This is a genomic window from Curtobacterium pusillum (assembly GCF_013359865.1).
Taxonomy (GTDB): Bacteria; Actinomycetota; Actinomycetes; order Actinomycetales; family Microbacteriaceae; genus Curtobacterium; species Curtobacterium pusillum.
Map to the genome: position 1 here is coordinate 42,959 of NZ_JABMCE010000078.1, position 10,203 is coordinate 53,161.

Consider the following 10,203-nt stretch of genomic DNA (forward strand, 5'->3'; position numbering starts at 1 on the left):
GATGCGCAGAATGGGTCTGCGCACCGATGCGCCCACTCCCCGTCCCGGCGCAGCAGCCGACGAGGAGGCCCCACCCCACCGAGCAGGAGTCATCGTGGACATCCCCGCCACGCGAGGCATCCCCACCTCGGTCGTCGAGAAGACGGCCATCCGCAAGATCGCGATCCGCATCGTGCCCTTCGTGGCGCTGATGTTCTTCATCAACTTCCTGGACCGCACCGCGATCTCCTTCGCCGCCCCGAACGGCATGGAGACCGACCTCGGCCTGACCGCCGCCCAGTTCGGGTTCGCTTCGGGCGTGTTCTTCATCGGCTACCTCGTGCTCGAGGTGCCGTCCAACCTGGCGCTCCACAAGTTCGGCGCCCGGGTGTGGCTCGCGCGCATCATGATCACGTGGGGCATCGTGTCCCTGCTGTTCACGTGGGTGCAGGACTACCCGCAGCTCGTCGGCCTGCGGTTCCTGCTCGGCGTCGCCGAGGCCGGGTTCTTCCCCGGCGCGATCCTCTACCTGTCGACCTGGGTCCCGGCGCGCCACCGCGGCAAGATGCTCGCACTGTTCTACCTGGCGCAGCCGCTCACCAGCGTGATCGGTTCGCCGCTCGCCGGCTGGCTGATGACCCACGAGGGCCTGCTCGGCGGTCTGGCCGGCTGGCGCTTCATGTTCCTCTGCGTCTCGATCCCGGCGATGATCGTCGGCATCCTGTGCCTCGTCGTGCTCAAGGACAAGCCGTCCCAGGCCAAGTGGCTCGACGAGGACGAGAAGCTGTGGCTCGAGGGTGCCCTGGCCTCCGAGAACGAGGCGAAGCGCGGCGACGCGCACGGCAAGGGCGGTCTCCGCGCCGCGTTCGGCTCCGGTCGGGTGTGGATGCTCGCGGCGGTCTACTTCGGCTTCATCTACGGCCTCTACGCCCTGAGCTTCTTCCTGCCGACGATCATCGACGGCTTCCAGGAGCAGTTCGGCACCACGTTCGACCTGTTCCAGAAGGGCCTCATCACGGCGATCCCGTACGTGCCCGCCGCTGTCGTCCTGTACTTCTGGTCGCGTGACGCCTTCCGACGCGGCGTGAAGGTCTGGCACATCGCGGTCCCGGCGCTCGTCGGCGGCCTCAGCATCCCGGTCGCGCTCTACATGAACAGCCCGGCCGCCACGGTCGCGGTGATCGCGGTCACGGCGTGCTCCATCTTCGCCGCGCTGCCCAACTTCTGGACCGTCCCGACGCAGTTCCTCACCGGTGCCGCGGCGGCGGCCGGTGTGGCGCTCATCAACACGATCGGCAACCTCGGCGGCTTCGCGGCACCGTACATCACCGGCGCCGTCAGCGAGTGGACCGGCGGGTACCAGGTGCCGATGTTCATCGTCGGGTTCTTCATGGTCCTGTCGAGCGTGCTCATGGTCGTCCTCGCCCGGAACACCAAGCGCGGCGAGACGGCCGCCGCCGAAGCCGCCCTCACCGCCCAGGAGACGATCGCGTGACCCGCCTGTTCAACGATCCCGCGGACTTCGCGGACGAGATGGTCGACGGCTTCGTCGCGGCGAACCGCTCCCGGGTGCGGAAGGTGCACGGCGGCGTCGCCCGCTCCACCAGCAGTCCCGCGGGCACCGTCGCGCTCGTGATCGGCGGTGGCTCCGGCCACTACCCGGCCTTCGGCGGACTCGTCGGCCACGGCCTCGCCGCCGGCGCCGCGATGGGCAACCTCTTCGCCAGCCCCAGCGCGCAGCAGGTCACCGCGGTCGCGAAGGCGTCCGAGCACGGCGGCGGGGTGCTCCTGTCCTACGGCAACTACGCCGGCGACGTCCTGAACTTCGACGCCGCCGCCCGCGCGCTGACCGAGGCGGGCATCGAGGTCCGCACGGTCCGCGTGACCGACGACGTCGCATCGGCACCGGCCACCGAGGTGCACAAGCGTCGCGGCATCGCCGGTGACCTCTGCGTCTTCAAGGTCGCGGGCGCGGCTGCCGAGCAGGGCCGGACCCTCGGCGAGGTCACCGCCGTCGCCGAGCGCGCCAACGACCGAACCCGGAGCTTCGGTGTCGCGTTCTCCGGCTGCTCCCTGCCCGGCGCCGACGAGCCGCTGTTCACCGTGCCCGAGGGTCGCATGGCGATCGGCATGGGCATCCACGGCGAGCGGGGCATCGAGGAGACCGACGTGCCCAGCGCGTCCGAGCTCGCAGCCCTCCTGGTGGACAAGCTGCTGACGGAGCTGCCGGACGGCGTCGACGTGGACGGGGCCCGGGTCGTCCCGATCCTCAACGGCCTGGGGAGCGTCAAGTACGAGGAGCTCTTCGTCGTGTACTCCGCCGTGCAGCGCCTGCTCACCGACGCCGGTGCCGTCGTCGTGGAGCCCGAGGTCGGCGAACTCGTCACGAGCTTCGACATGGCCGGGGTCTCCCTCACGCTGTTCTGGCTGGACGACGAACTCGCGGAACTCTGGGCCGCCCCCGCGGACAGCCCCGCCCACCGCAAGGGCGGCGCCGTTCCGCAGGAGCGCCTGCCCGAGGACGTCCTCACCGCCGGCGAGCAGGTCCCGGTGGCCCCCGGCTCCGCCGAGTCGCAGGCGTCGGCGCGCGTCGTCGCCGAGGCGATCGCCTCGATCCGCGCGACCATCGACGACCACGTCGACGAGCTCGGCCGGATCGACGCGGTCGCCGGTGACGGTGACCACGGCATCGGCATGCAGCGCGGCTCCACGGCCGCCGACACGGCAGCGCGGGACGCCGCGGCGCGCGGCGCCGGCGCCGGCACCGTCCTCGCCATCGCCGGGGACGCCTGGTCCGACCGGGCCGGCGGCACGTCCGGTGCGATCTGGGGCGCCGCCCTGGAGGCACTGGGCCGCGTCATCGGGGACGAGTCCCGTCCGGACCCGGCGACCGTCCGGAGCGCGGTGCACGCGGCCGCCGAAGCCGTCCTCGCCTTCGGCGCGGTGCCGGGGGACAAGACGATGGTCGACGCGCTGGTCCCGTTCGACGAGGTGCTCGGCGCCCGCATCGAGGCCGGCGACGACCTGCTCACCGCCTGGTCCGCCGCCTCCGCGGCCGCGACCGCCGCGGCCGACGCCACCGCCGACCTCCTGCCCCGCATGGGTCGCGCCCGCACCCACGGCGAGGACGCCGTCGGCACCCCGGACGCCGGCGCGATCTCGTTCGCACACATCACCGCCGCGGTCCTCGCGACGCTCCACACGATCAAGGAAGGTCACCATGGCTGAGCAGCAGTTCCGTCTCGTCGTCGGATCCGACGACGCCGGGTTCGACTACAAGGAGATCATCAAGGCCGATCTCGAGAAGGACCCGCGCGTGGCGTCCGTGGTGGATGTCGGTGTGGATGCGGACGGGCACACGGCGTACCCGCACGTCGCCGTCGACGCGGCGAAGCTCGTGGCCGCCGGTGAGGCGGACCGGGCGATCATGGTCTGCGGGACCGGTCTCGGTGTCGCGATCGCGGCGAACAAGGTCCCCGGCATCCGTGCCGTGACCGCGCACGACTCCTTCAGCGTGGAGCGGTCGATCCTGTCGAACGACGCCCAGGTGCTCTGCATGGGGCAGCGGGTCGTCGGGGTCGAGGTCGCCCGTCGCATGGCGAAGGAGTGGCTCGGGTACACCTTCGACCCGACGAGCGCCAGCGCCGACAAGGTGGCGGCGATCTGCGCCTACGACGGCTCCGCGCCGGTGGGGACCGACGCCTGATGTCCGAGTCCACGGCTGCCGCCCCGCTCATGATCGGGGTGTCGCTCAAGATGTACTTCGGTCACGCCCGGACGCTCGAGTGGGCGGCCGCCGTGGCCGACCTCGCCAGGACGCACCCCGCGGTGCGTTCCGGCGCGGTGGAGCTCTTCGTGGTCCCGACGTTCCCGGCACTCGTGCCGGTGCACGCCCTGCTCGCGGACACCCCGGTGCTCCTCGGCGCACAGGACCTGGCGTGGGCCGACGAGGGCGCCTTCACGGGTGAGGTCTCCGGCCGCGAGCTGGCGGAGATCGGCGTGGACCTGGTCGAGATCGCCCACGCCGAACGACGCTCCCTGTTCCACGAGACCGACGAGGACATCACCGGGAAGGTCCACGCCGCCTTCCGCAACCACCTGCGCCCGCTCATCTGCGTGGGGGAGGAGACCCGTTCCTCCAGTGCGGACGCCGTCGCGGAGGTGACCGCACAGCTCGACCGCTTCCTCGCCACCGCGACCGCGGACGGCATCGCCGGCCGGGTGCTCGTCGCGTACGAGCCCGTCTGGGCGATCGGCGCCCCGGCGCCCGCGCCCGTCGAGCACATCCTCGAGGTCCTCGCCGGCATCGAGCACCACCTCGCCGCCCGTCCGGCACTCGCCGGGAGCGTCGCCGTCTACGGCGGCAGCGCCGGCCCCGGTCTCCTCACCCGCGGCCGCGGACGGATCGGCGGGTTGTTCCTCGGCCGGTTCGCCCACGACCCCGAGGCGATCCGGACGATCCTCGACGAGGCCGAGGCCCTGCAGCAGAGCGGAGCGCGCGCATGACGAGCCTGCTCGGCCTCTCCACGTACGCCTACTTCTGGCGCATGTCCGACCGCGTCCCGTCGCCGATGTCCCTCGACGACGCACTCCGCGACGCGGCAGCGCACGACGGCGTCGACCTCTTCCAGATCTGCGACCACCTGCCGCTCGACACCGCCTCGGACGAGCGGTTGGCGGAGATCCGGGCACTCGCGGACGAACTCGGGCTGACGCTCGAGATCGGTACCCGTGGCACGGCCCCGGGACACCTCGCCCGGTACCTGCACATCGCCGAACACCTCGGCGTGACGCTCGTCCGGTCGATGTGGAGCGCCGGCGACGACCTGCCGGATGCCGCCGAGACCGAGGAACGCCTGCGAGCAGCCCTGCCGGCGTACGAGCGGGCCGGGGTCACCCTGGCCCTCGAGACCTACGAGGTGGTGGCGAGCACCGCGCTCGTCGACGTCGTGGCACGCATCGGCAGTCCCGCGCTGGGGATCTGCCTCGACCCGGCGAACACCGTCGCGAACCTCGAGCACCCCGCCGACGTCGTCGCACGGTGCGCCCCGTACACGCGGAACTGGCACGTGAAGGACTCCGGCTTCACCCGGTCACCGGGCTGGGTCGGCTTCCAGTACACCGGCGTCCGCACCGGCACCGGGATCCTCGACTACGACGCCGTCCGCGCCGCCATCGACCCCGCCGCCCGAGGGATCAACCGCGTCGTCGAGTTCTGGCTGCCGTGGCAGGACGCCTCCGCCGGGGCGCAGCCGCAGGGCGACGAGACGCCCGCACAGACCACCACCCGCGTCGAGGCGGAGTGGACCGAACACACCATCGAGTACATCAGGAGCAAGGAATCATGACCGACACCGCCATCACCACCCACACCGTCGCTGCCGGATCCGGCACGGCCGACGTCACCGTCGCCGTGATCGGTGCGGGCGGCAAGATGGGCACGCGCGTCTCGAACAACTTCGCGAAGAGCGAGTACACGACGCTCTACAGCGAGGCCTCCCCCGCGGGCCAGGAGCGCATCAAGGAGCTCGGCCGCGAACTCACCGACAGCGTCGAGGCCGCCAAGGTCGCCGACGTCGTCGTCCTCGCCGTGCCCGACGTCGTCCTCGGCACCGTGTCCGAGCAGCTCGTCCCGGTCATGAAGTCCGGCGCCTCGATCCTGACGCTCGACCCGGCCGCCGCCTACGCCGGCCTCCTGGAGAAGCGCGAGGACATCCACTACGCCGTCGCCCACCCGTGCCACCCGTCGGTGTTCCTCGAGCGCACCAGCAAGGAGGAGTGGGACGACACCTTCGGTGGCATCGCCGCCCCGCAGGAGGTCATCGCCGCGTTCGACGCCTCCGAGTCGCTCGGTGACGAAGGCGACGCCGCGAAGGCGATCGCCGAGTCGGTCATCACGACGATGTACGCGCCCGTCATCCAGGTGCACTGGGTCACGGTGAAGCAGCTGGCCGTCCTCGAGCCGACCCTCGTCGAGACCATCGCCTGCATGATCGGCGACTTCCTCAACGACGCCCTCGAGGAGACCGTCACCGGCGTCGGGGTGCCCCGTGAGGCCGCCCGTGCCATGCTCCACGGCCACACCTGGATCGCGCTGACGAACGGCCTCCGCGGTTCGAACCCGTTCTCGGACGCCTGCCACATCGCGATGGGCTACGGCCGCGAGAAGCTCATCAAGGAGGACTGGAAGCAGGTCTTCGACGACAGCGAGCTCGACTCGGTCATCGCCAAGATGCTGAAGATCGACGCCGTCAAGCGCTGATCGAGCGTTCCACCACCCGGGCCGCGGGGGAGTGTGTCCCGTCCGAGGACACCACGCCCCGCGGCCCCCACGCTTCCGCGAGGGTGATCGACACCACGCCCGGCACGGTCAGCGCCACCACGGACGCGGCGAACCAGTCGCCCGCTGCCGCTGAGTGCTGCGCCGGGTCGGTCGCGTCCGGCACGAACTCCGGCCCGTGGCCGCCGGCGACGGTCGCGTCCGCCACGACCCGAGGTGGCGTCGTCGCCACCGCGTTGAACCGCGGACGCAGGGTCACCGGTCCGACGTGGAGTGGCCTGCCGGCGGCCAGCCTGGAGGCGCTGCTCACCACCCAGCGCTGCATCCGCAGCGACTCGGTCACCTGGGCACGCGACCGGTCGTGCATCTGCGGCGTCACGCTGAACGTCAGCGGCCCGTCCCAGTCGCCGAACAGGTCGATCGTCCGGTTCAGCTCGGTGAAGTGCGCCCGGGTGCCCGCGACCACCTCGAGCCCGCCGTGGGAACGCGCCGCGTCGCGGAGCGCCCGCTGCAGCTCCACGGTCGTCACGTGCGTCGCCGGGTGGCACGCGCCGATCCGGACCACCGGCCCGGAGCGGAGGACGGCGTCGACGGCGGCCCGCAGCAGGTGCGGATCGTCGGTGACGAACCGGACGTCGAGCGGAGCGCCGCCCGCGTCCCGCCGAGCGGACGCGAGCACGGCAGCGGCGTCCGGATCCTCGAGCACCGGCTCGACCAGGACCGGCACGCCCCGCAGCAGCGCGGCATCGCCCGGACGCGCAGCGGCCGGAGCCGTCCCGGCGAGGAGCTGCAGCGTCGGCGGCGGGCCGACCACGGCGGTGGAGGCCGGACCGTCGAGCGAGGCGAGGTCGGTGACGGGGGAGGCCGTGCCTCCAGACCCGGTCGTGCCGGACGGCCCCGCCTGCAGCGCGACCGACTGGTGCACCTCGGTTCCCGCGTCGAGCGCGACGGGGAACGGCTGGGACAGCGGGGTGGAGTACGTCTTGTAGGAGGCGTCCGTCCAGTTGCGCTGGTCCTCCATCTCGAAGACGTCCCCACCCAGGCTGACGTCGACGTCGATGCCGTCGACCGTCCACTCGTACCCGTCGACGTCCGTCGCGGGCTGGTGCGGGGCGATCCACGTCGGGAAGGCGTGCCGGGTCGGTCCGGTGAACGGGTGCCGGACCGTGAACGGCAGACCCGCGAGGGTCGGCGGGTGCAGGACCACCAGGCCGATGCGGTTGCGGCGGAAGGCGGAGGTGGTGGTGCCGACCGCGTCCACGAGCACCGTCGTCGCGTCGATGGACACGTCGAGCACGTACCGCAGCACCTCGGTGCCGTCGTAGCCGCTCGCCGCCTCGATGCGGACGTGCGCGGTCGGGACGTCCTCGTCGACCTCCACCGTCCGCCGGATCAGGGTGTCGTCGGCGGTGCGCCAGTCGTGGTCACGCGTCACGAACCGCACGGCACGGAGCAGCGGGACGCCGCGGTGGCTGATGTCGGCCAGTTCGGTCGCGCGCAGCGTGAGCCGCCACGGTCCCGCGACGACCGTCTCGTCCTCGGGCTCGCCCGTCGGTCGTTCCCACACCTCGTCGTCGGTCACGGACTCTTTGCTACCAGTCGGTCAACCGGTTGCGCAATGATGGGTCGTGGAGCGCTGGTGCTCCGAGGACGGAGCGCCCCCATGACCGCACGACTGACCGGCAAGACAGCCCTGGTGACCGGGGCCGGATCGGGGATCGGGCGCGCGATCGCCGACCGGTTCGTCGAGGAGGGCGCCCGCGTCGTCTACGCGGACCGCGATGCCCGTGCCGCAGCCGATGCGGCGGGTGCCGCGGGTCCCGGTGGGGTCGCACTCACGATGGACATCGCCGACGAGGGCAGCGTCGAGGCCGGGTACGCCGTACTCGCCGACCAGGGCGACACCCCGAACGTGGTCGTCGCGAACGCGGGCGTCCAGCTGTTCGGGCACGACGCCCGGGTCGCGGACGTGTCGCTCGAGACCTGGAACCGGACGGTCGCGGTCAACCTCACCGGCACGTTCCTCACCGTGAAGCACGCCGTCCGCGCGATGCTCCCGGCCGGCGGAGGATCCATCATCGCGACGGGATCCCCGACCGGACTGAACGGCGAGGGCGCGGACTTCGCGGCCTACTCGTCGACGAAGGGCGGCATCCACGCGCTCGTCCGTGCGACCGCGATGGCGTACGCGCGGGACGGGATCCGGGTGAACACGGTCGTGCCGGGCTACACCGAGACGTCGCTCGTGTCGACGATCTCGGGCGACCCGGCCTCCCGAGCGGCGATCGTCTCGCGGACGCCCCTCGGTCGTCCGGGCACGCCGGACGACGTCACCGGGATCATGGTGTACCTCGCCAGCGACGAGTCGTCGTACGCGACGGGCGCGGTGTTCCGCGTGGACGGCGGCATGACGAGCCTGTAGGCGCGGTGCGGGTCCGTCAGGACGACTCGCGTGCGGCGAGGAGCGCGCCCAGTGCCGCCGCCCTGATCCGCATTGCGCGGGCTGGGCGGCCCACCCGCGCCCGGCTCTGCCTCGCGCGTACCGTCTCGCCCAGGGAGCCGGGGGTCGACCAGGGAGCGCGACATGAGCAGTTACGAGTCGAACGACGACGTCCAGCCGGTCCGGGTGGTCACGTACCGCCACCTGCGTCGGGCGACACGCCGCGGCTGGGCCGTGCCCGTCGAGGCGGAACCGTCGCTCGCCGACCTCGTGGGCGACCGGGGCTCGGGAGCTCCCGAGCGGTCGTGAGCGGGACAACGAGCCCGATCCCTGACCCGACCGTCACCCGACGCCCAGTGCCCCGAGCAGCGCATCCAGCGCGCGGTCGAGCTGTGGCAGCGTCAGCGCGCCGTACCCCAGCACGACGCCGGGCGGAGCGCTGCCCGGGGCGACCTCGTACTCCTCGAGTGCGCTGACGAGGACACCGGCCGCTGCCGTCCGGGCCACCACCGCCCGTGCGGTCGCCGGGCCCGACCACGTGACCACGGCGTGCAGACCGCCGTTCAGGGCCCGCGCCTCCAGGCCCGGCACCCCGCCGAGGCGCGCCGCGATCCGCTCGCGCCGGTGCGTGTAGTCCCGTCGCACCCGTCCGAGGTGGCGCCGGAGCGCACCGGACCGGAGGAGGTGCGCGAGCGCGACCTGAACCGGCTCGGCGACCACGGGGCCCCGTGCCGACCGGGCGGCCACGACCGCGTCCGGCACAGCACCGGCCGGGAGCACCACGTAGCCGCACCGGAGCCGCGGGTCGAGGGTCTTCGAGAACCCGCCGACGTGCAGGACGACGCCGGAGGTGTCGAGCGCCGCGAGGGCCGGGACCGGTGCGCCGCGGTGCCGGAACTCCGAGTCGTAGTCGTCCTCCACGACCGCGGTCCCGGTGCCGGCCGCCCACTCGAGCAACCGGTGTCGTCGGGCGACCGGCATCACCGAGCCGAGCGGGTACTGGTGGGTGGGGGTGAGCACGACCGCATCGACGGGCCCGGCGGAGGCCAGCGCGTCGACGTCGAGCCCGTCCTCGTCGACCGGGACGCCGACGAGGACGGCACCGGCGCTCGTCATCGCGCGACGTCCGGAGCGGTAGCCCGGGTCCTCGACGGCGATGCGCGGGGCTCGGCCGAGGTGGTTCCGGAGCCCCTCCACGACGAGCGACAGCGCCTCGGAGGTCCCGCCCACCACGAGCACGCGTGCGACGTCGGGTGCGAAGCCGCGGCTGAGACCGAGTTGCGCGGCGATCCCCGCGCGGAGGTCGGGCCGGCCGAGGGGGTCCGACAGGGCGTTCCGCAGCGGAGCGTCGGCGGCCGCGCGCCAGGCGGCCCGCCAGTCCTTCCCGGCGATCGCGGTGACCGCGGGGATGCCCGGACGGCAGTCGAGGATCGCGGTCCCCGGCATCGACCCGGCCCCGACCCCGGTCCCGGCCCCGGACCCGGACCCCGGCCCGGGCGAGGGC

General features: G+C 72.8%; 10 protein-coding genes. 8 read left to right on the top strand and 2 right to left on the bottom strand.

Going from position 1 to position 10,203, the window contains the following annotated elements; translation table 11 throughout:
* Positions 1 to 94 precede the first annotated feature (94 nt).
* From HP507_RS10500 to HP507_RS10525, 6 genes are read left to right on the top strand one after another with little or no spacing between them, the layout of a single operon-like run.
* Positions 95 to 1,474, top strand: a complete 1,380-nt coding sequence (locus tag HP507_RS10500; protein WP_175351737.1) for an MFS transporter — start codon at positions 95 to 97, stop codon at positions 1,472 to 1,474.
* Positions 1,471 to 3,207 carry a dihydroxyacetone kinase family protein gene (locus HP507_RS10505; protein WP_175351738.1) on the top strand — a complete coding sequence of 579 codons (1,737 nt, stop codon included), beginning with the start codon at positions 1,471 to 1,473 and terminating at the stop codon, positions 3,205 to 3,207. The genes HP507_RS10500 and HP507_RS10505 overlap by 4 nt, the downstream gene beginning before the upstream one ends.
* Entirely contained in the window at positions 3,200 to 3,685 is a 486-nt protein-coding gene (locus HP507_RS10510) for a ribose-5-phosphate isomerase (protein ID WP_175351739.1), read from the top strand. Before HP507_RS10505 ends, HP507_RS10510 begins: the two co-directional genes overlap by 8 nt.
* Complete coding sequence (locus HP507_RS10515) at positions 3,685 to 4,485, top strand: triose-phosphate isomerase family protein (RefSeq protein WP_175351740.1); 801 nt, start codon at positions 3,685 to 3,687, stop codon at positions 4,483 to 4,485. The genes HP507_RS10510 and HP507_RS10515 overlap by 1 nt, the downstream gene beginning before the upstream one ends.
* Entirely contained in the window at positions 4,482 to 5,327 is an 846-nt protein-coding gene (locus HP507_RS10520) for a sugar phosphate isomerase/epimerase family protein (RefSeq protein WP_175351741.1), read from the top strand. The genes HP507_RS10515 and HP507_RS10520 overlap by 4 nt, the downstream gene beginning before the upstream one ends.
* Entirely contained in the window at positions 5,324 to 6,241 is a 918-nt protein-coding gene (locus tag HP507_RS10525; RefSeq protein ID WP_175351742.1) for a phosphogluconate dehydrogenase C-terminal domain-containing protein, read from the top strand. The genes HP507_RS10520 and HP507_RS10525 overlap by 4 nt, the downstream gene beginning before the upstream one ends.
* Here the strand turns inward: HP507_RS10525 and HP507_RS10530 are convergent.
* The gene (locus HP507_RS10530; RefSeq protein WP_175351743.1) at positions 6,231 to 7,841 is read right to left on the bottom strand and encodes a D-apionate lactonase family protein; all 1,611 of its coding nucleotides are present in this window, start codon (positions 7,839 to 7,841) and stop codon (positions 6,231 to 6,233) included. The two genes, HP507_RS10525 and HP507_RS10530, sit on opposite strands and share 11 nt — an antisense overlap.
* Positions 7,842 to 7,922: 81 nt before the next feature.
* Between HP507_RS10530 and HP507_RS10535 the strand changes: the two genes are divergently transcribed.
* Together HP507_RS10535 and HP507_RS10540 are read left to right on the top strand one after the other, a co-directional pair.
* Positions 7,923 to 8,681, top strand: a complete 759-nt coding sequence (locus tag HP507_RS10535) for an SDR family NAD(P)-dependent oxidoreductase (RefSeq protein WP_175351744.1) — start codon at positions 7,923 to 7,925, stop codon at positions 8,679 to 8,681.
* Between the two features lie 162 nt (positions 8,682 to 8,843).
* The gene (locus HP507_RS10540) at positions 8,844 to 9,008 is read left to right on the top strand and encodes a hypothetical protein (protein ID WP_175351745.1); all 165 of its coding nucleotides are present in this window, start codon (positions 8,844 to 8,846) and stop codon (positions 9,006 to 9,008) included.
* 33 nt (positions 9,009 to 9,041) lie between these two features.
* Here the strand turns inward: HP507_RS10540 and HP507_RS10545 are convergent.
* On the bottom strand, positions 9,042 to 10,203 hold a 1,162-nt coding region (locus HP507_RS10545), incomplete at its 5' end, for an aminotransferase-like domain-containing protein (protein ID WP_175351746.1).